23 protein-coding genes and 1 pseudogene are annotated in these 21,198 nt (G+C 38.1%); 21 read left to right on the top strand and 3 right to left on the bottom strand.

What is annotated here, in order from left to right; translation table 11 throughout:
- Nucleotide 1: 1 nt before the first annotated feature.
- The 8 genes from rsmA to LEUM_RS07860 all read left to right on the top strand — a co-directional run bounded on the left by rsmA (nt 2) and on the right by LEUM_RS07860 (nt 6,531).
- Nucleotides 2–889: a 16S rRNA (adenine(1518)-N(6)/adenine(1519)-N(6))-dimethyltransferase RsmA gene (gene rsmA, locus LEUM_RS07895; protein ID WP_011680262.1), complete on the top strand. Its 888-nt coding sequence runs from the start codon at nt 2–4 to the stop codon at nt 887–889.
- A gap of 104 nt (nt 890–993) precedes the next feature.
- Entirely contained in the window at nt 994–1,239 is a 246-nt protein-coding gene (locus tag LEUM_RS07890) for a Veg family protein (RefSeq protein ID WP_002815378.1), read from the top strand.
- Between the two features lie 47 nt (nt 1,240–1,286).
- Entirely contained in the window at nt 1,287–2,129 is an 843-nt protein-coding gene (locus LEUM_RS07885; protein WP_011680261.1) for a metal ABC transporter solute-binding protein, Zn/Mn family, read from the top strand.
- Entirely contained in the window at nt 2,126–2,830 is a 705-nt protein-coding gene (locus LEUM_RS07880; RefSeq protein WP_010288554.1) for an ABC transporter ATP-binding protein, read from the top strand. Before LEUM_RS07885 ends, LEUM_RS07880 begins: the two co-directional genes overlap by 4 nt.
- Nucleotides 2,823–3,614, top strand: coding sequence for a metal ABC transporter permease (locus LEUM_RS07875; protein WP_002815374.1), 792 nt, complete (start codon nt 2,823–2,825; stop codon nt 3,612–3,614). Before LEUM_RS07880 ends, LEUM_RS07875 begins: the two co-directional genes overlap by 8 nt.
- 103 nt (nt 3,615–3,717) lie before the next feature.
- On the top strand, nt 3,718–4,551 hold the full coding sequence (gene purR / locus LEUM_RS07870; RefSeq protein ID WP_011680260.1) for a pur operon repressor: 834 nt from the start codon (nt 3,718–3,720) through the stop codon (nt 4,549–4,551).
- A 6-nt stretch (nt 4,552–4,557) separates the two neighbouring features.
- Nucleotides 4,558–5,931, top strand: coding sequence for a bifunctional UDP-N-acetylglucosamine diphosphorylase/glucosamine-1-phosphate N-acetyltransferase GlmU (gene glmU / locus LEUM_RS07865; protein ID WP_025268382.1), 1,374 nt, complete (start codon nt 4,558–4,560; stop codon nt 5,929–5,931).
- 114 nt (nt 5,932–6,045) lie between these two features.
- Nucleotides 6,046–6,531: a hypothetical protein gene (locus LEUM_RS07860; RefSeq protein ID WP_011680258.1), complete on the top strand. Its 486-nt coding sequence runs from the start codon at nt 6,046–6,048 to the stop codon at nt 6,529–6,531.
- A 10-nt stretch (nt 6,532–6,541) separates the two neighbouring features.
- Here LEUM_RS07860 and LEUM_RS07855 read toward each other — a convergent pair whose 3' ends face one another.
- Nucleotides 6,542–6,796, bottom strand: coding sequence for a hypothetical protein (locus tag LEUM_RS07855; RefSeq protein ID WP_010288725.1), 255 nt, complete (start codon nt 6,794–6,796; stop codon nt 6,542–6,544).
- Nucleotides 6,797–7,215: 419 nt separating this feature from the next.
- Here LEUM_RS07855 and xseA point away from each other — a divergent pair, with 419 nt between their 5' ends.
- From xseA to recN, 6 genes are read left to right on the top strand one after another with little or no spacing between them, the layout of a single operon-like run.
- Complete coding sequence (xseA, locus tag LEUM_RS07850) at nt 7,216–8,493, top strand: exodeoxyribonuclease VII large subunit (RefSeq protein WP_011680257.1); 1,278 nt, start codon at nt 7,216–7,218, stop codon at nt 8,491–8,493.
- Complete coding sequence (locus tag LEUM_RS07845; protein ID WP_002815368.1) at nt 8,486–8,710, top strand: exodeoxyribonuclease VII small subunit; 225 nt, start codon at nt 8,486–8,488, stop codon at nt 8,708–8,710. Before xseA ends, LEUM_RS07845 begins: the two co-directional genes overlap by 8 nt.
- Nucleotides 8,703–9,617 (top strand): polyprenyl synthetase family protein, encoded by a 915-nt coding sequence (locus LEUM_RS07840; RefSeq protein WP_011680256.1) that lies wholly within the window; start codon nt 8,703–8,705, stop codon nt 9,615–9,617. The genes LEUM_RS07845 and LEUM_RS07840 overlap by 8 nt, the downstream gene beginning before the upstream one ends.
- Nucleotides 9,614–10,450: a TlyA family RNA methyltransferase gene (locus LEUM_RS07835; protein WP_011680255.1), complete on the top strand. Its 837-nt coding sequence runs from the start codon at nt 9,614–9,616 to the stop codon at nt 10,448–10,450. Before LEUM_RS07840 ends, LEUM_RS07835 begins: the two co-directional genes overlap by 4 nt.
- Nucleotides 10,443–10,898, top strand: coding sequence for an arginine repressor (locus tag LEUM_RS07830; protein WP_010282264.1), 456 nt, complete (start codon nt 10,443–10,445; stop codon nt 10,896–10,898). Before LEUM_RS07835 ends, LEUM_RS07830 begins: the two co-directional genes overlap by 8 nt.
- Before the next feature lie 36 nt (nt 10,899–10,934).
- Nucleotides 10,935–12,602: a DNA repair protein RecN gene (gene recN, locus LEUM_RS07825; protein ID WP_011680254.1), complete on the top strand. Its 1,668-nt coding sequence runs from the start codon at nt 10,935–10,937 to the stop codon at nt 12,600–12,602.
- A 53-nt stretch (nt 12,603–12,655) separates the two neighbouring features.
- Here the strand turns inward: recN and LEUM_RS07820 are convergent, their stop codons facing one another.
- Together LEUM_RS07820 and LEUM_RS07815 are read right to left on the bottom strand one after the other, a co-directional pair.
- The gene (locus tag LEUM_RS07820) at nt 12,656–13,963 is read right to left on the bottom strand and encodes an NCS2 family permease (RefSeq protein ID WP_011680253.1); all 1,308 of its coding nucleotides are present in this window, start codon (nt 13,961–13,963) and stop codon (nt 12,656–12,658) included.
- 153 nt (nt 13,964–14,116) lie between these two features.
- Nucleotides 14,117–15,473 (bottom strand): annotated as a pseudogene (locus LEUM_RS07815) (MATE family efflux transporter).
- Nucleotides 15,474–15,813: 340 nt separating this feature from the next.
- Here LEUM_RS07815 and LEUM_RS07810 point away from each other — a divergent pair.
- The 7 genes from LEUM_RS07810 to LEUM_RS07780 are packed head-to-tail and all read left to right on the top strand — an operon-like array spanning nt 15,814 to nt 21,142.
- Complete coding sequence (locus LEUM_RS07810) at nt 15,814–16,476, top strand: 2,3-bisphosphoglycerate-dependent phosphoglycerate mutase (protein WP_010280422.1); 663 nt, start codon at nt 15,814–15,816, stop codon at nt 16,474–16,476.
- Complete coding sequence (pepA, locus tag LEUM_RS07805) at nt 16,473–17,540, top strand: glutamyl aminopeptidase (protein ID WP_011680251.1); 1,068 nt, start codon at nt 16,473–16,475, stop codon at nt 17,538–17,540. Before LEUM_RS07810 ends, pepA begins: the two co-directional genes overlap by 4 nt.
- Complete coding sequence (locus tag LEUM_RS07800; protein ID WP_011680250.1) at nt 17,540–18,712, top strand: FtsW/RodA/SpoVE family cell cycle protein; 1,173 nt, start codon at nt 17,540–17,542, stop codon at nt 18,710–18,712. Before pepA ends, LEUM_RS07800 begins: the two co-directional genes overlap by 1 nt.
- Complete coding sequence (locus tag LEUM_RS07795) at nt 18,709–18,999, top strand: YlbG family protein (protein WP_002815350.1); 291 nt, start codon at nt 18,709–18,711, stop codon at nt 18,997–18,999. The genes LEUM_RS07800 and LEUM_RS07795 overlap by 4 nt, the downstream gene beginning before the upstream one ends.
- Nucleotides 19,000–19,020: 21 nt before the next feature.
- A complete protein-coding gene (gene rsmD, locus LEUM_RS07790) occupies nt 19,021–19,575 on the top strand; it encodes a 16S rRNA (guanine(966)-N(2))-methyltransferase RsmD (RefSeq protein ID WP_011680249.1) in 555 nt (184 codons plus the stop codon).
- Nucleotides 19,576–19,578: 3 nt separating this feature from the next.
- Nucleotides 19,579–20,067: a pantetheine-phosphate adenylyltransferase gene (coaD, locus tag LEUM_RS07785; RefSeq protein WP_010290182.1), complete on the top strand. Its 489-nt coding sequence runs from the start codon at nt 19,579–19,581 to the stop codon at nt 20,065–20,067.
- The gene (locus LEUM_RS07780; RefSeq protein WP_011680248.1) at nt 20,051–21,142 is read left to right on the top strand and encodes a SepM family pheromone-processing serine protease; all 1,092 of its coding nucleotides are present in this window, start codon (nt 20,051–20,053) and stop codon (nt 21,140–21,142) included. Before coaD ends, LEUM_RS07780 begins: the two co-directional genes overlap by 17 nt.
- The last annotated feature ends 56 nt before the right edge of the window (nt 21,143–21,198 follow it).

Below are 21,198 nucleotides of genomic sequence, written 5' to 3'. Positions count from 1 at the left end.
AATGGCACAGACAATTGACATAGCCAATCCAACGAGAACACAGGCTATTTTAAATGAATATGGCTTACGAGCTAAGAAAAAATTTGGTCAAAACTTTTTGACAGATTTAAATGTACTACATAATATTGTCGAAGCAGCCGAAATTACTGCAGAGGATTATGTTATTGAAATTGGTCCAGGAATTGGTGCTTTAACTGAGCAGTTAGCTCGCTCAGCTAAAAAGGTGTTAGCTTTTGAAATTGATTCGCAAATGGTTGAAGTTTTAGCTGACACTTTAAAGCCTTATGATAATGTTAAGGTAATCGAAAATGATGTGTTAAAGGTTGATTTGGCAAAAGTCATTAGCGAAGAGTTCGGTGACAATGCTCATGTAAAAATTGTCGCCAATTTACCATATTATATTACCACACCTATTCTCATTCAGCTTCTTCGGTCTAATATCAATTGGGATAATATCGTAGTTATGATGCAACGCGAGGTAGCTGACCGATTAAATGCGGCAGTCGGAACGAAAAGTTATGGCGTACTAACGTTAACCATCCAATACTTTGCACAAGCAACATTAGCAATCAAAGTACCAGCGAGTTCCTTTAACCCATCACCTAATGTTGATAGTGCAGTGGTTAAATTAACCCCACTAAAACCAACAACTGTTGTTGAAAATGTTGGTAAACTTTTTGGTGTGATCAAAGGAAGTTTTTCACACCGCCGCAAAAGTTTATGGAATAATATGTTACAAACATATGGTAAAGATGCAGGAACAAAAGAACAATTAACAGTTGCTTTGAAATCAGCACAAATTGATCCAGCAATCCGTGCTGAACGACTGAATTTGGAACAATTTACGCAATTATATTTGGCATTACGTGATCAAAATTTAACACAATAAACGAATAATTATTCGACAATATGTTTTAATATTCGCAGAAAATTGCAAACATTCCTTATTTATGGTATAATTGAACTAGCTTTTACACGAAAGGTGGTATAAAAATGCCAAGTAGTTTGCAAGATATTAAAACAAAGATTGACGCTCATGTGGGTCAAGAAGTGACGATTATTGCCCAAGCTGGACGAAAGAAGATCACGGAGCGCTCAGGAATTCTTCGTTCAACGTTTCCTTCATTGTTCGTTGTCGAATTAGATGAGGATGCTAATTTTGAACATGCTTCATATAGTTATACAGATATTTTAACAAAGAATATTGACATTACATTCGCTGATGAGTTGCCCGCTTAAGGGCTTTTTTTATAGCGATTACAGATACCACTTTAGAAACGAATGACATGAATAAACAATCCGTTTATGCAATTTTAACGATTATGTTAATCCCTATTGGGATTCTTTTAGTGTGTGCTAAAATGGTTGGCGACACAACTGAAGCACAGGATACTGCTGTGAAAATTACGACAGATAATCCAGCCTATCAACAAATTGCAAAAGCTATTGCCGGCAAAAAAGGGCGTGTCAGCCTCATGTCGGGCAATCTCAAAACAGCACAACAGAAAACAAAATTTAAAAAGTCTGAACTACTTTTGACAGATGATCACACGAGTGCGCTGTTAACAGAAGCTCAAAAGTTACATAGTAGCCCTAAGTTAGTAATTGCGAGTGACTATATTCATACAGACTCGTCAACACAGAAGTATTATTTAAGCCCAAATACAACAGTAGTAATGGCACAACAAATTGTGAATTATTTGAGTGACATGGATCCAAGAAATCGTGATATTTATGTCGAAAACAATAAGCAATTTGTGGAAAAAACAAGCGACTTGACGACGCTTTACACAATCCTAAAAAAAATAAAAGATATTCGGTATGTCGCTACGAACAACTCACAGCATTTGCTTATGACACAATTGGGATACGCTGCTGAAACAGATGATGTATCTAAATTAACGGATAAGCAAATGTCAGATCTTGAGAGTAAATTAGCTGATAAAAAAATTCAGTTTATTTTTACAACGTCACAGGACACAACTGAAAATAAACAAAAACTTGTGACTATGGCAAAAAAAGATGACATCCCTGTCGTCACGTTTAGTCAATTTACGCCTGACAGCACGAAAATTTGGACTTGGCAATTAACGCAACTCAAAAAAATTCAAAAGGCATTAGATAAATGAATACAATCATTAGCACGAAAGATTTCATGGTTCGGTATGGGGAAAAAGTTATTTTATCGCATATCAACATTGAGGTATTAGCTGGACAGTTTCTGGCTGTTTTAGGAGAAAATGGTGCCGGTAAAACAAGTTTCATTAAAGCACTCACTGGACAAAATAAACAAACAGAAGGTACATTAACGGTAGCAACGAATCGTATTGGATATGTCCCACAATTCAGAGATATTTCTCGTGATTATCCTTTAAGTATAGCTGAATTTGTCGGACTGAATTTCAATCATGGTAGCCGCTTATGGCTTACTAAAGAGGAAAAACAGTTAATAACTCAAGCTTTAAAGCGTATGGACTTAAATCAAATGCGTGATCAACGATTGGGACTAGCATCGGGGGGACAAAAACAGCGCGCATTTGTAGCTCAAGCCTTAGTAAAAAATCCAGATTTGTTAATTCTAGATGAGTCTACTGCTAGTTTGGATCATGAACACAAAGTGCAATTATTGGAAAATGTCCGTACCTTACAGCAAACCACAAATATGACAGTGCTATTTATTACACATGAAATCAAGCTGGTCACTGATTTTGCGGATGGCTATCTCTCTTTTGAAAATGGTAAAGTACAACAGGGGGATGCTACCCAGCTGCAAACACTGACGATGGATATGACGTCTAGGCACAAAGAAGATGAGGTGCGCCATGTTTAGTTATGATTTTATGCAAAATGCTTTCATAGCAGGTACGATTGTCAGCATTGTTGCCGGGGTTATCGGTACATTTGTTGTGGCGCGAAATTATGCGTTTTTAACGCACTCTTTGAGTGAAATAGGTTTTGCCGGTGCAGCTTTTGGTTTGTGGATTGGTTGGCCGGCTTTATTAGGTATGATGATTGCAACTTCTGTTGCTTCAGTAGCTATTGGCGCCTTGGAATCAACGTATACGAAACATGATAATGTCACAAGTGCTGTATCTGCGTTGGCTATTGGTTTGGGAATATTATTTTTAGCACTAGGTCATACATCATCCAATGCTGCTACTGGCATTCTATTTGGTTCAGTTCTTGGAATTAGCCACCGTGACTTATACTTGCTCATAATTTTAGCCTTAATTGTATTAGTTACGCTACTATTCAATTACCGCTCCTTGCGTCAATTAGCATTTGACGAAGCAGGTATTTTTCTTCAAACATGGAAACAAAAATCAGTTCGCTATACCTTTTTAATCATGATTGCATTATCGATTAGTATTTCATCACAATTGGTAGGATCCTTACTTATTTTTGTGTTGGTAACATTACCCGCGGCGAGCGCAAAATATTATGCTAAAACGACGTTGCAGCTTATGGGGATGGCCATTGTCTTCGCTTTGTTCGGTACGTGGATTGGCTTGACAATCGCTTATTTAACAAATTTACCAACAAGTTTTTTTATAGCTATTATAGAAGTAATAATTTATCTTGTTTCAATATGGCAATTCAAACGAAATGCCTAGTTTCCGAACAATTAGAAAATAAAAATGGTATAATTAGTCGTAAATATTAATAAAAGTTTAGGAGGAAACGGACTAAAATAACTTTTTTGGTCCGTCACACATCATGAAAACACGTCGTTCTGACCGGTTAGTCGATATGGCGCGCTATATGCTTGAGCGCCCACGCAAGTTGATATCTTTATCTTATTTTTCCAAAAGGTATGAATCGGCTAAGTCATCAATTTCTGAGGATCTATCAATACTCAAGCGTACATTCCAAGAACGTGGTACAGGTTTATTGGAGACGGTACCTGGTGCTGCTGGTGGGGCACGTTTTATTCCTTATATGACTGAGTCCGAAGCAGCAGAATTTATTGACGATATTTGCCGGTTAGTAAATGATGAGACGCGCGTATTGCCTGGGGGTTATGTCTATCTATCTGATTTGTTAGGTCGTCCTGATATTTTACGACAAGCTGGGCGTTTAATTGCAACACAATACATACGTGATGATATTGATGCTGTCATGACTGCAGCGACTAAAGGTGTTCCGTTGGCACAAGCTGTTGCTGATCAGTTAAATGTACCATTTGTAATTGTTCGCGATGATGCGAAAGTTACCGAAGGTCCGACTGTATCTGTTAATTATTTGACTGGATCATCAAAGCGTGTCGAAAAAATGGAATTGTCTCGTCGTTCACTGCGCACAGGTTCACGTGTGTTGGTCGTAGATGACTTTATGAAAGCTGGCGGAACAATTCAAGGGATGCAAACCTTGGTTGGTGAATTTGATGGTACGGTGGTTGGCACTGCAGTATTTGCTGAAGGCCGTTCAACAACCAGATTACTTGATCACTTCACATCATTGTTGCATGTCGACACAAACTTGAAAAATGGTGATCCAATTTTGGTTACGCCGGGTAATTACTTGAACGAAATATTTAAACATGAGGCTTAATTAAACATGAGCAATATAAACGTATTAATATTGGCAGCAGGAAATGGCTCAAGAATGAAGTCAACAACTCCAAAAGTATTGCATACTGTGGCTGGGCAAACGATGATTGACTGGGTACTAGATGCTGTCGAACCACTTAAGACGGATAAGTTAATCACTGTTATTGGAGTTGGTGCTGAACGTGTCCAAGAACATGTCGGTAATCGTAGTTCATTTGTACTGCAATCTCAACAACTTGGTACTGGTCATGCTGTGCGTCAAGCTGAGGCAGAACTTAAAGACAGCGATGGTGTCACCCTAATTATGTCTGGTGACACGCCAATGTTTCGTTCAGAAACCTTACAAGGTTTCATTGCAGAGCATGAACGTTCAAATAACGCTGTGACTGTACTAACTGCCATTGCCAATGATCCTACTGGGTACGGCCGCATTGTCCGCGGAGAAGATGAGACAGTTCAGAAAATTATTGAACAAAAAGATGCTAGTATTACAGAACGTCGTATTAAAGAAATTAATACTGGCGTATATGTATTCAATAACCGTTTATTATTTGAATCACTAGCAAAAGTACAAAATAATAATGCGCAAGGCGAATACTATTTACCTGACACGCTTAACATTTTGCGACGCTCAGGAGAACAGATTGGTGCGCACACACTCCAAGACTTTACAGAGTCATTAGGAGTTAATGATCGAGTAGCATTGGCAACAGCTAACCGCGTCATGCACGAAAGAATTAATCATCAATTAATGGTTGATGGCGTTGAACTGTTAGATCCAGCGAATACATATATTGATTCAACGGTTAACATTGGGCCCGATACATTAATTGAGGGTGGCGTAACTATTTTAGGCAAGACGACCATCGGCGTAAATAATACTATTACACAAGGATCACGAATCGTAAATAGTGTGCTTGGTGACAATAATGTGATTACATCATCGCACATTGAAGATGCTATCCTGCAAAATGGTACCACAGTGGGTCCATATGCACATTTGCGACCGGCTGCTCATTTAGAAGATAATGTTCATATTGGTAATTTCGTCGAAGTCAAGAATGCTAAATTGGGTAAAGACACCAAATCAGGACATCTCACTTACATAGGTAATGCCACTATTGGTCAAGATGTTAATATTGGAGCAGGTACGATATTTGTTAATTACGATGGGGTGAATAAGTTTAATTCAACTGTCGGAGATCGCGCGTTTATTGGCTCAAATACCAAAATCGTTGCACCGGTTAACATTGCTCAAGAATCAATTACTGCTGCTGGGTCAACAATTACAAATGACATACCAGAACATGCAATGGGGATTGCTCGTACACGTCAGACAAATAAAGAAGATTTCTGGCATCACATGCCACATAAATTTTAAATAAAAAAGAGTTCATTTGAGCTCTTTTTATTTTGGTATTTGTTGTTAATTATGTTTATAATAGAAAGAAACTTTGAGAAAAATTATTATTACGAAAATAAAAGGGGATTTTTGATGCAAATTACAGGTGAACGTGCATTAGTCAATATCGAAAATGAAACATTCTATACAAAGAGAATAGACGTAGCTGATGACGAAACAATTCCGCTTGATGCGCTTTTTTCAGAAATTGATTCACATATTGAAAATGAAAACTTTATACATATTGAGTTGCAGATTAATGGCGGAGTAGAGTCCACGGGGACGACATTAAGTGTTGAAACCAATGTCATTAATTTACCCTTGCGCTATCAAAACCAATTACGAAAACTGGTTTGGCAAGAAAAAGACGCATTAGATGTCAATCTGTATATGATTGCTGAAAATGAATTTGAGAGTCAATCCCATTTGAAAATATCATTAGCAAGCTCTGTTGCCACATACGTAGATGATTCTGAGAGTGTGAAGGCTAAAATTTCCACATGGTTTAATGAACAACTTGAACATATTGTTAATGAACAAAAACAAGCGGAAAAGGAAGATGTGGGTGTCGAAGAATAAGCAACTGCCCTCAGTCTGCCTCAATATAACCAGTTACATGTAAGAGTTTATTATCGTCTAGACAGGTAAAGTCTAATATGTGTTTTGAAACCGTGGTTTTGACATTATTTAGTTCCCCTAAGTTGTAGGTGTCGATAGTATATTGAGCTAGTTTAGCCTTATCATTTAAATCAGACATAGGCACAATTAAATCCTCTAAGGCTGTTTTAGTGGGGTTAGCAATGCGGTCAATGTAGTTTTTTTCAAGCTTTGTTAATTTTATCATGGTTATAATTATAACGATTTTGCTCGTGTGTGTAAACGAAACTACTTGTTTGGTTATACTGAAATAAATAGAATATTTTTTGACTATTTTATAATTTATTGATATAATTGATGTATGCGATGAGTCGAAGCGCTTGAAAAATTAGCGCTGATTGCGGCCTACTGTGTTTAATCACAAGTCTCGTATAGATGTAGGTGATGAGTGTTGTTGTGGAACTCGCTCATCTCACTTGACTAACAGTGCTTGCACTGTAGTGACGCGACTTTGCTATTGATGTGACAATCAATAGCCGCCAGCCAGAGCGAATCTGGCACGCCAAACTAACAACTAACTTAGGTTAGTTGTTTTTTTATGCAGATTTTAATGTATAATTGTAGTAGAATTTACATGTTATTGAATTAAGTAGGCTTAAAGGAAAAATGGAAAAAGAACGAAATCAATATTTAACGGTCAGTGCATTAACTGCTTATTTAAAAAGAAAATTTGATGCTGATCCGTATTTAGCCAAAGTCTATGTTACCGGTGAAATTTCTAATATGGGTCGTCGTCGCGGGCCACATTTATATTTTTCTATTAAGGATAGTGAAAGCAATGCCGTGATTAATGCATCAATGTTTGGCTATGAACGGCGTATTAAATTTCAGCCCGAAGAGGGGATGAAGATTAATGCGATTGGGCGGGTGGAAATATATGAACCACGGGGCTCATATTCCATTATTTTGGAATCAATGACTCCCGACGGCGTTGGTGAACTATTTTTAGCTTATGAACAACTAAAACGTAAACTACAGGCCGAAGGATTGTTTGATTTGCCAAAAAAACAAGTACCACTATTTCCTAAAAAAATAGCGGTAGTTACTTCACCAACTGGGGCAGTTATTGAAGATATTGCTCGTACGGTGCAACGACGTTTTCCAAGTGCTCAGGTTATTTTATTTCCAGCAGTAGTGCAGGGCGAAAAGGCAGCGCCAACAATTATTCGGCAGCTCCAACGTATTGATAATATGGATTTTGACACGTTAATTGTTGGACGTGGCGGTGGTTCCATTGAAGATTTGTGGGCTTTTAATGATGAAAAATTGGCGCGAACTGTTGCTAGTATGAAGACACCGGTGATTAGTTCAGTTGGACATGAGACAGATAATACCTTAGTAGATTTTGTTTCTGATCGACGTGCAGCTACGCCAACGGCTGCAGCTGAACTAGCGACACCGGTAACATTACAACAATTGACCACCCGTTTGCAAGAATTACATTTACGGCAAATATCACGGATTAAACAGATGATTGACATGAGGCAACAACGATTAAATCGAGTTGCAACGCATGTTATTTTTCAGCAACCGGATCGGTTATACACGGGGTATAATCAACGAATAGATCAGTTATCGCATGCATTGCAACAGCTAACAAAACAAAAAGTAATTAATGAAGAACACAAATTAGCGGCAATATTGCAACGACAGCAGCAGTTACAACGTAGTTTATTGCAACCTGTACAAGAAAGATTACAATTATTAAGTACTAAATTAGACTTAGTCAGCCCTTTGAAAATATTATCCAGTGGTTATGCAATTGTTGAGCATGACAATAAAGTAGTTCGTAGCATAACAAATATTACGATTAATGATGAAATTGACATGCACTTTTCTGATGGGCATGCCACGGCAAAAATAACAGGAGTACAGCATGAGTGAACAACCCACATTTGAAGATAAGTTACAACAATTAGAAAGTATCGTGAGTCAGCTAGAAAAGGGTGATCGTCCCTTGGAAACCGCTTTGGCTGATTTTCAAACCGGTGTTGGTTTGGTCAAAGATTTACAAAAGACATTGAAGGATGCTGAAGATACATTGGCAAAGGTTATAGATAATGATGATGAATTATCAGATTTGGAATTAACTAATGATTGATTTAAAAAGTTTCCAAAAAGAATGGCTTCCAAAAATTAATCAACAATTGGAAAATGATTTATCAATGGCTTCCCCAGATGCTGATTTAGTTGCTATGATGAAGTATGCAGTTTTGAATGGTGGCAAAAGGCTCCGACCATTGCTGACGTTAGCAGTTGTTACAAGTTTTGGAGAATCTATCACACCAAGTATATTGAAAGTAGCAACGGCAATTGAATGGGTTCATTCATATTCCCTTGTTCATGATGATTTGCCGGCAATGGATAATGATATGTTTCGACGTGGCAAACCCAGCGTTCATGCATTATATGGTGAAGCCAATGCTATTTTAGTCGGCGATGCGTTATTAACTGGTGCCTTTGGAGTCATAGCGACTGCCAATAGTTCATGCAGTGTTGAGGATTGTCTTCCAACTGAAGAGCTATTATTAATTACTCAAAACTTAGCTCGCGAAGCAGGTGGATCAGGAATGGTTTTAGGGCAACTCCATGATATGGATAATCACACTGAAGAACAAAATGCTAGTACAAATTGGTTGTTAAATGATGTTTATAGCATGAAGACTGCAGCATTGATAAGATATACAACAACGTTGGGCGCAATATTGACCCATCAAAATGTCAATGTTGAGGATAATCATTTTGATCCGAAGAAGGCAATGTATGATTTTGGTGAAAAATTCGGATTGGCCTTTCAAATTCAAGATGATTTAGATGATTATCAGCAAGATCAATTAGAAGATGTGAACTCATTGCCACATATAGTGGGTGTTAAAGAGGCACAAAGTGTGCTTGACCAATACCTCTTCTCAACACAAGAAATATTAGCTAATACTGTTGAACAAGATCAACAATTTGATCGACGTTTGCTGGATGATTTTGTTAGTTTAATTGGAGATAAAAAATGAGCATTGAAAAAGAACGTGTTGATGTATTGCTGGTCCAACAAGGATTGTTTCAGTCACGTGAGCAAGCAAAACGTGCTGTGATGGCTGGTCAGATTCTTGGCAATAACGAAGAACGTTTAGATAAAGCGGGTGAAAAAATTCCCGTGACAACGGAACTACATTTCAAAGGTGAACAGCTAAAATATGTTTCCCGTGGGGGATTGAAGTTAGAAAAAGCATTGAATGATTTTGATATTACCGTTGAAAATAAAACGGTGTTAGACATTGGTTCTTCCACGGGCGGTTTTACTGATGTTTCACTTCAAAATGGTGCCAAACTTGTTTATGCACTAGATGTGGGTACCAATCAACTAGCTTGGAAGTTACGAAACGATGATCGTGTGAAAGTTATGGAAAATACAAACTTTCGCTATTCAAAATTAGCTGATTTTAAATACGGACAACCAGAATTTGCTACAATTGATGTTTCATTTATTTCTTTGGGACTTATTTTACCAGCACTAGCCAACATTATTACTATGAGTGGTAATGTTGTGGCCTTAATTAAACCACAGTTTGAAGCTGGACGTGAAAATGTTGGTAAGAACGGTATTATCAAAGATACAGCTGTTCATAAACAAGTTTTACAAAAAGTAACACAAATGATGGTTACTGATGGTTTTAGCATTACGGACTTAACCTACTCGCCAATTAAAGGGGGACAAGGTAATATTGAGTTCTTAGCAGTACTGAAACGATCAAATCAAGCCGAAATCAGCGAACATATTAATATTGACAGGTTACTTGAACGCACTTATGAGCAACTCAATCATAAGGAGAATGATCATGAATAAAAAAGATCGCCAAAAAGCCTTGTTGTCGCTCATTAAAGAGCATCCAGTGGGTCGTCAGGAAGATATTGTTGCGTATTTTGAAAAGATTGGCGAAAAGGTTACCCAAGCTACAATATCGCGTGATATTAATGAGTTGGGATTAATTAAAGTTCCAAATTCCCACGATGGCTTTTTGTATCATTTACCAAAATCCGATGACAGGCCATATTTACAGCGATTACGTCGAGCGCTACAGCAATCATTTTTGAGTTTGCGTGCGCAGCGTGGAATGATTATGATCAAAGTTCAACCTGGAAATGGTCAATTGGTATCAAACCTGATTGAGCAAGTGCAGCTACCGGAAATATTTGCGACCATAAGCGATGATGGTTCGGTTCTCGTATTATTAAAAGATGGTATTCCTACGGCAAAAGTGATTAACATTATTCAAAAGTTACTTGAAAAATAACAACGTATAGCATGTATTACGTTGATGGAGTTACTTATGTTAGAAAATCTAATTATAGAAAATTTTGCGATTATTGAAAAAGTGGATCTTCAGTTTGAAGAAGGTATGAGTGTTTTAACCGGTGAAACAGGTGCTGGAAAATCAATTATTATTGATGCACTTTTTATGTTAACTGGTGGTCGTGCGAACTCTGAAATGGTTCGTCATGGCAGTAAAAAAGCTGTTCTACAGGCAGTTTTCAGTGTTCCGGATAATCAAAAGCTAAGAGATCTAATTGCTCGAAGTGGTGTAGCAGGCGATGATAATGAACTTATTATTTATCGTGAATTAAACCAAAATGGGCGGAGTATTATTCGAATCAATGGTGTTCTTGTCAATTTGAAAACTTTAGCGGCTATTGGTCGTTACTTAGTTGATATCCAAGGACAAAATGATGCACAGCAATTACTGAATCCAGAGGAACATTTACCGTTATTGGATGCTTTTGGTGATGAAAAAACTACGCAATTTCGAAATGATTACCAAGAACTTTTTCAAAAGTTTCGTTCTATCACCACTCGTATTAGAAATATTCAAACGTCACAACAAGAAATCACACAACGTTTAGATCTTTTAAAATTCCAACAAGAAGAACTGCAGGAAGCCAATTTACAGCCAAATGAAGAGAATGATTTATTAGATGCACGTGATAAGTTACGTAATTTCAAAAAAATTGCTGATCGACTTCAGTTAACGCAGACAACACTAAGCGGCGAGCAAGGCGGAGCCATAGACTCCCTCGCTGAAGCAGTTCATCAACTACAAGATATTGCAGAATATGATGATCAATATGCTGAGCTAGCAAAAACGATTTCCGAAGCTTACTACACGGCCCAAGATGTTGGCCGTGATGTTGACGAACAATTGAGTGAATTAACATACGATGAGGCAGAACTAATTCGTATTGATGACCGGCTTCAGCTGATTCACTCATTAGAACGCAAGTATGGTACATCGGTTGCAGATGTTTTAGATTTTCAAGCCAAAATCGAAAAAGAGCTTTCGCTTATAGATGATGATGAATATGATGTTGAACGACTACAGGTCAAACAAAATGACATGCGCCAGTTATTAAGAAAAAAAGCGATTAAATTACGTGAGGCCCGACAAAAAGTAGCCCGAAATTTGGAAAAGAATGTTAATCAGCAATTGAACGATTTATTAATGAATGGGGCCGAGTTTGCTGTACACTTTGATCCAGTTGAAGGCTATATCTCCTCGGGAATTGATAAAGTTGAATTTTATGTCCAAACTAACGTTGGAGAAGGAATGGCGCCCTTGGTCAAGATCGCATCAGGTGGAGAAGCTGCTCGCCTGATGTTAGCACTGAAAACTACATTTGCTAAGCAGCAGCACATCATTTCAATTGTTTTTGATGAAGCGGATACAGGTGTTTCCGGTCGTGTGGCTCAGGCAATAGCAAAAAAAATGCTCACAATTTCAACCGATTCACAAGTTTTAGCAATTACGCATTTACCACAAGTTGCAGCTGCCGCAACTCATCATTATTTGATCTCAAAGTTAACTGAAAATGATCGTACACTCACTCAAGTAGAACCATTGGATGAAGATGGTCGAGTTCACGCAATTGCTATGATGTTATCTGGTGACAATATTACTGAAACTGCTCTTGCAAATGCTCGTGATTTACGTCAAGAATTTTAAATTAACAAAATAAAAAAGACGCGCAATTTAAGCGAGGTCTTTTTTTTGTGTTTCTAATGCGCAATGATCATTAAGAATGCAATGAACATAATCGCTAATACATACATCAGAGGATGTACTTTCTTAATACGACCAGTTGCAATCATTGTGATTGGATATAAGATGAAACCAAGCGCGATACCATCTGATATAGAATAGGTTAGGGGCATACCAATAACAATCAAAAATGCTGGTGCTGCGATAGCCAAATCTTCCCAATCAATTAAGCGTAAGTTTTTGGCCATTAAGACGCCAACTACTACTAACGCTGGTGCTGTCACCTGTGAAGTAACAACAGATAAAAGTGGTGAGAAGAGCAGAGCAAATAAGAAAAATATTCCAGTGAACACGGAAGTTAATCCTGAGCGACCACCAACTGCAATACCAGATGACGATTCAACATAAGCAGAAGTAGGTGAAGTACCAATAACGGCACCTACTGTCATACCAACCGCATCAGCCATTAAGGCACGGCCAGCACGTGGCATTTCATTGTTTTTCATGAAGCCAGCTTGTGTGGCCAAGCCAATCATTGTACCAGCTGTGTCAAAAAAAGTAACAATCAAGAAGGTAATAACAACTGTGACTAGTTGCAGAGAATTAATATCACCAACATGCATAACGCCAGCACCAAATGTAGGTGCAAGTGAGGGAGCAGGTGAAATAATGGCAGATGGTAATTTGATTAGACCGGTTAGAATACCAGCAAGTGATGTTAAAATCATACCAATGAATATGGCAGCCGGTGTTTTACGACTCATCAATATGAAAGTAACAATAATTCCAAAAATTGATAATAGTGATGTAGGTGATGACAGATGTCCCAAAGATACCATGGTGTCTTTGTTAGCTACAATCAGCCCCGCATCATGCAATCCGATAAAAGCAATGAATAGCCCGATTCCCGAAGCAATAGCGAGTTTTAGATTTTGTGGGATAATATTGATGATTTTCTCACGAATTTTGAAAAACGTTAAAACTAAGAAAATCAATGCGGCTACAAACACACCAGCCATAGCAGTTTCCCATTTTACGCCCATGCCAATAACAACAGAATAAGCGAAGAAAGCATTCACACCAAGCCCTGGGGCAATAGCAATAGGGTAGAGTGCAACGACACCCATGAAGATAGTTGCGACAGCTGAAGCAATTGCTGTCGCTGTGAAAACAGCGCCTTTGTCCATACCTGCTGCACCCAAAACAGTAGGGTTAACAAATAAGATGTAAGCCATCGACGCAAAAGTAGTTAAACCAGCAATAAACTCGGTCCGAACACTTGTGTTGAGTTCGTCAAGTTTGAAATAATGTGCAATCGTAGACATGATTGCCTCCCAAATATTTAGTTACGAATAACGTACAATTTAATTTTAGCAGTCATTTACTAATAATTAAATTAAAAATGAGAAAATAAAAGATGTTTTCGCGAATAATAGGGAAAAACAGCAAGTGAAAGCGCTTAATAAACGAACGAAACATTATAAATGTTCGGAATTCAATGAAATATGCTGTTCTTTTAGCATTTTAACGGTTTTGAGATAAGCTGGAATCATGACCAGAACAGAACCTGTCCAAGCTAACATATTGGCCAAGCTGGCACCAAAAAATCCGAAAGGTCCAACTAAAGTAATTGCTGCTACTGTCCGCATAACTAATTCAGCAATACCAGCAAAGGTAGGGGTTCTAGAGTCATTGAGTCCTTGCAAAACATATCGTATGATAAACAAAGCGGATAGTATATAGTAGAAGGCACCGTTAGCCCAGAAGTACTGTTGTGCTAATGATAATACACGATGTTGATCAGCACCGACAAACATAGACACAGCAACATGACCAAACATAATTTCTAAAATACCCATAAACAGGCCAAACCCCATGCTCATAAATAGCGCATGTCTTACCCCGATTAAAATGCGTTGATATTGTTTGGCACCATAGTTTTGCGCAGCGAAGGTTGCCATTGTTATACCAAATGACATCATAGGTAGTGTAGCCACTTGATCAATACGTTGCGCAGCCGTGGTTGCTGCAACTGCGTCTGTTCCTAATGTATTCAATGCACCTTGTAGAACTAATGAGCCAATCGCTATAATTGAACTTTGAAAGCCCATAGGTAGGCCGGCGTGTAAATGAGTGCGAATGTCTTTTGCGTCCCATTTTAAATCGTCACGATCAACACGAAGCTGGGGGACAAATCTATAAATGTGCCAAAAGCTTAGAATAGCAGAGACTAATTGTGCAATAACAGTTGCAATAGCTGCTCCAGCAACACCAAAACCAAGGCCTAAAATCAACCATAATTCGAGGCCAATGTTAACAAACATACCAACAACCAAATAAATTAATGGTGAGCGAGAATCACCCACTGCACGAAGGGCATTAGCGGTGACATTGTACCCCATCGTAGCAAAAATACCACCTAAGATGATACTAATAAATGTGAATGCTTGATTCAAAATGTCTGGTGGGGTTTGCATGATTTTAAGTAGTGGATAGATTAGGATAAAACTCACCACGGTAACGATTACAGTGACTATTGCTGATACGATAATTGTTGATGCCATACTTTTGCGCACACCAGCGATATCACGAGCACCATAACGTTGCGCTGTAATAATTGATAATCCAGAAGTGAATCCTTGTACGAATCCTATAACTAAAAACATGATTGAACCAGTTGCTCCAACAGCAGCAAGAGATTTCACACCAAGTGTTTGCCCAACAATCAGCGTATCGGAAAAATTATATAATTGTTGGAAAAGATTTCCAATTACGAGTGGAATTGTAAAAAATAAAATTTGCTTTGCGGGAGTTCCCCTGAGTTAAATCACGCATAATCTCTCCAATATAGATAAAAATGTCTTGAACATATATTCTAAACGAATAGTGGTTATTTGACTAGGGTTTTGTTCTAAAATTTATAAGAAAGACATCTGTTTGTAAAAGGCTGGATACACTAGGTTTTTACTAAGATTTTTTTCATGTCTTTTGAATTAAATTCGGAGATAAATTAAAATATCTTCGAGCTGACATCGTCGATAATTGATGTTTCGAATAATGATATAATCATACTAATATTAAAAAATGATCATTTGTGAGCAATCCAATATTTGCTTACGTAGCTTTAAAATGATTGAAACGATATAATAGGAAGAGTATAAAAAAGGAGTTGCATATGGCTGCTAAACTTGTGTTAGTTCGCCACGGAGAGTCAACAGCAAACCGTGACAATGAATTTACCGGATGGACTGACGTTCCACTGACCTTAAAAGGGGTTAGACAAGCGAACCGTGTTGGTGAAGTTTTGAAGCGACATGGTTTGCAATTCGATGTATCATTTACTTCTTTTTTAAAGCGCGCAATCATAACTGACAATATTATATTGGAAGAAATTGAGCAGTTGTGGTTACCACTCCATAAGGCTTGGCAACTCAATGAGCGGCACTATGGTGCATTACGTGGCTTGAATAAAGATTACGCTCGTCAACAATATGGCGCAAATAAAGTTGCCTTATGGCGACGTAGTTATACGGCTACGCCACCACTACTAGAACACGTTATTCCAGATAGACGTTACCCGGAAGACTTAGAACCACGTGGTGAGAGCTTGAAAATGGCCAGTGATCGGCTTGTTCCTTATTGGCATTCAGAAATCTTACCTCAGATACAGCAGGATAAAAATGTCTTAATCGTCGCACATGGTAGCTCCTTACGTGCTTTAGTCAAATATATAGAACATATTAGCGATGAAGACATAGACGGTCTTGAGATTGACAATGGCGAACCTATTTTGTACGAGTATGAAGAAGGATTTAGTGAGAGGATTTATTTAGAATGAATGATAGAACATGGGCTCGTGTGAAAAAGTATACGGAACTACAAGGCACTTCTGGTCAAGAACACGCTATTCGTCAATCTTTCCGTTCTGATTTGGAACCATTGGTTGATACAATCCACCAAGAGGGACTTGGTGGTGTTTACGGTGTTAAAGAAGGACAAGGTCCACGTGTAATGTTTGCAGCGCATATGGATGAAGTTGGATTTATTGTGAAAGATATTCTGCCTAGTGGTGCACTTAAAGTGGCCGCCCTTGGTGGATGGAATCCAGCAGTAATTAGTTCGCAGAGATTTACTTTGTTCACAAGTAAAGGTAAGTATCCTATTGTTTCAAGTTCTGTGTCACCACACTTATTACGCGGCAGCGCTCACGGCCCACAGATGCCAACCGTAGAGGATATTTTATTTGATGGCGGATTTTTGGACAAGGATGAAGCGTGGTCATTTGGTGTCCGTCCTGGGGACTTTATTGTGCCACAAGTATCAACTGTTATGACAGCAAATAAAAGGCGCGTAATATCTAAATCATGGGATAATCGATTTGGACTTGTGACAATATTAGACGCTTTGGAAGAACTAGAAAATGTTCAGACACCCAATACCTTGATAATGGGCGCCAATGTTCAAGAAGAAGTTGGGCTACGCGGTTCACATGGCGCCGTCAATTTACTGAAACCAGATATTTTTTTCGCAGTTGATTCTAGTGCTGCAGATGATACTTCAGGACAAAATGGACACCAAGGAATCCTAGATCAAGGAACGTTATTACGTGTTTTTGATCCAACTGTTGTTATGCCACTGCGTTTAAAAGAATTTTTGTTATCTGTGGCTGAAGATAACCATATTCCTTATCAGTACTTTGTTTCCAAGGGTGGAACTGATGCAGCAGCAGCTCAAACTGAGTTAACTGGTGTACCAGCCGTTGCATTAGGTGTTGCTTCTCGTTACATACACACCCACCAAACAGTTTGGTCAATTAAGGATTTTGAAGCATCTAAAGCATTTGTTGTGGCCATTGCCAAAAATTTGGATGATGCAAATCTTAAAACTATTATGGGCGATTAATGTTTAAAAAAATCAGAAAATTAGATTATTGGATTGCGGTACCATTTGCCATACTCAGTGCGTTGGGTGTGGTAATGGTTTTTTCGGCGAGCTTAACGAATTCAGCAATGCTAAACTTTTACAAACAACTTCTTTTTGTTTTTATTGGTTGGATTGGTGCGTTTACTTTATTTCATTTTAATATTAACAATTGGCGCAATGAAAAATGGATAAAGGTGATGATGTTTGGTATAATTGGGCTTTTAATTATTGCCAGAATAATGCCAGCAGTTAATGGCGCTCACGGTTGGATTCCACTGGGGATTATTACTTTGCAGCCGGCTGAGTTTTTAAAATTAGTTTTGATATTATACTTTGCTGATTTTTTTGCTAAACATCCATGGCAACCACACGTTAAATTACCACAACAGCCAATTAGCCAAATCAATGCTTGGTTTTTACCTTTTTCATCTCTATTTTTATTATTTATTATGCCAGATAATGGTAATATGATTATTGCCGCCATCATTATGCTAACCATTGTACTTGCAGCTGGGGTGTCTAAAAAGATTACCGTTGCCTGGTTTGCTATCGCTGGCATTGGCTTTGGACTTTTACAGCCAATCATTAATTTGATCGATAAAGTATTTCATCTGACCGGTAGTACGCATTATGGTATTTTAAGATTAATTAATTTTGTTAATCCTTGGGCTGACCCAGATCAAAGCCGTCAACTACTATACGGTTATTACGCCATAGCTCATGGTGGCATGTTTGGTGTTGGTTTAGGAAATTCTCTCATAAAGCCATATCTACCTGAATCAAATACGGATTTTATTATGGCAGTAATGACAGAGGAACTAGGGGCAGTAGTGACTGTAATTGTGTTAATTTTACTATTAATAATCATTACGCGCCTGATTATTTTGGGCATTAGACAAAAACGTCAATATCAACGATTAGTCATGTATGGTGTAGCTACCTTATTATTTATCCAAGCTTTTGTTAATTTAGGTGGCGTTATTGGTGTGTTACCAATAACGGGTGTTGTTTTTCCATTTATTTCTGGTGGTGGATCATCATATATAGCCTTTAGCGCTGCCATTGGTCTAACGTTGAATATTGCTGCGCAACAGAAGAAAAAACCAGTCATTCATCCAAATGATACAGTGGCCAGAAAGGATTATCGATGACATTTCAAATACAACCACGCCGTGCAATTTATATCTATATCAATAATATAAGGCATGCACAACAGCTTAAGAAGTTTGGTCAAATTACTTACATATCTCGCAAGATGATGTTTGTGGGTTTATATGTGAATGATGAAAATGTTGAACAATTAGTTGAAAAAATTAAGCAATACAAGTTTGTAAAAAAAGTCGTCATGTCGCCACGTCCGGAAATTAATCCTGATTTAGACAATTTGCATGATGATATTTTCTTTGAAAATTATGATGAAGGAGGAAATACAAACTAAGAGTTTGTATATCGTATAATCATGCGGGTAGTATCAGGAAGATTTCGAGGAACACGCCTTGAAGCAGTCAATGGCGACAAAACACGTCCAACGACGGATAAAGTGAAAGAAGCCATGTTTAGCATGTTAATGCCGTATTTAGACGGCGGGGATGTACTTGATTTATATGCAGGTACAGGAGGCCTGAGCATTGAAGCTGTTTCAAGAGGTATGATGCATGCTACGTTAGTAGATCGCCAATTCCAAGCAATTAAGATCATTCAAGAGAATATTGAGAAGACACACCATGCTGATGAGTTTACGGTCCTAAAGTCGCCAGCGCAACAAGCTTTGCTTAATTTTGTAGCCAATTCAAAAAAATTTGATTTGATTTTTTTGGATCCACCATATGCTAAAGAAACCATTGCTGCAGATATGTCGTTTATGGCAGAAAATGGGTTATTAAACTCGGGTGCTATTATATTGGCTGAAAGCAACGATGAGGCAAATTTACCGAATGAAAGTGATGATTTCTCAATCATTCAACAGAAACATTATGGTATAACCGTAGTGACGATATATCAATATGAGGGCTAAATTATGAGTATAGCAGTATTTCCTGGTAGTTTTGATCCGTTAACCAACGGTCATTTAGACATTATTAAACGTGCTAGTGGTATATTTGAAAAAGTAATCGTAGGTGTTGGTAATAATACAAGCAAAGCGGCACTGTTCACACCACAAGAAAAAATGACATTAATTAGTACTGTCGTTAAAGATTTGCCAAATGTTGAGGTAGCAATCATGAAGGGACTAACAGTTCAATTCATGAACGAAGTTGGTGCTAAGTATATCGTTCGAGGGCTTCGAAATGGTAAAGATTTCGAGTATGAACGTGATATTGCCGGAATGAACAGTGCTCTGGCAGATGTTGAGACCGTTTTACTACTTGCAAAACCGAAAAATCAAAATATTTCCAGTTCCATGGTCAAAGAAATTGGTAGTATGGGTGCTGATAATATGGTAAAGTTTGTCCCAAAGGCCATTGTTGAAGCATTAAAGGAGCGACTGAATGCGCAAAAAAAGTAAAATAGTTCTTGCTGTTGCATCCCTTTTAGTAATAGTTGGTATCGTAGTTGGCGTTTGGCCGTTGAACGGTTACATTGAGTCACCTGGTGAAGCAGACGACTTAGCACAGTTTGTTAAAATTGATGGTAAAAAGGATACATCAAAGGGACAATACAGAATTACATCCGTTTATTTGTCCCAAGCGAATGGATTTAAGTATTTACAAACTAAAATTAATCCACACCTGTCGTATGCAACTGCAAAGGAAGTTACTGGTGGACAAAGTTCAGCTACATTTAGTAAAGTACAAGATTTTTATATGCAAAGTGCAATTGCCAATGCTGAGCAGGTCGCCTTTAAAAAAGCGAATAAACCTATTACGACAAAATATCGTGGTATCTACGTACTGAGTGTCTCTTCTAAATCTCATTTCAAAAAGAGTATCAAAGTAGGAGATACCATCACTGCAATCGACGGTCATCACTACGAAAACTCAGATAGCTTTATTAAGTATTTAGCCAATAAATCCAAGGGAACGAAAGTCACTGTCGACTACACCCGGGATGGTAAAAACGGCCAAGCAACTGGTGATACAATTAAGCTCGCTGGGACCAAGACGGCAGAATACCCAAATGGCCGTGCTGGAATAGGTATCGTGCTGACGGATAATGTGGCCGTTACAACAACGCCAAAAGTTAGTGTCAATGCCGGCCAAATTGGTGGACCTTCAGGCGGCTTAATGTTTACCATACAGATTTATGATCAATTGACTGGTGATTTGTTAGCTAAGGGACGTAATATTTCTGGTACTGGTACAATGAGTGCTGATGGCTATGTGGGTGAAATTGGTGGTATTGATAAGAAGATTATGGCTGCTAAGGCAGCCGGATCAACAGTATTCTTTGCGCCATATGTAAAGCCAAGCAAAGAGTTACTCAAGTATGAAGAGCAACATAAAACTAACTACATGCTAGCTCGAGATACGGCCAAAAAATATGCACCTAAATTAAAAGTTATTCCTGTGCAAACATTTGATGATGTCATCAATTATTTGCAAACAGGGAAAGTAATTAAGACAACTGACAGTGTGAAATAAAGCTTATCTGCTATGGTAAGCTTTTTTATTTTGAAATTCGTACTATGAAAGTAGAG

It is taken from the genome of Leuconostoc mesenteroides subsp. mesenteroides ATCC 8293 (assembly GCF_000014445.1).
In the GTDB taxonomy this organism is placed as follows: domain Bacteria; phylum Bacillota; class Bacilli; order Lactobacillales; family Lactobacillaceae; genus Leuconostoc; species Leuconostoc mesenteroides.
Note: the sequence above shows the minus strand (reverse complement) of the source record. Positions and strands in the feature narration are given on the sequence as shown.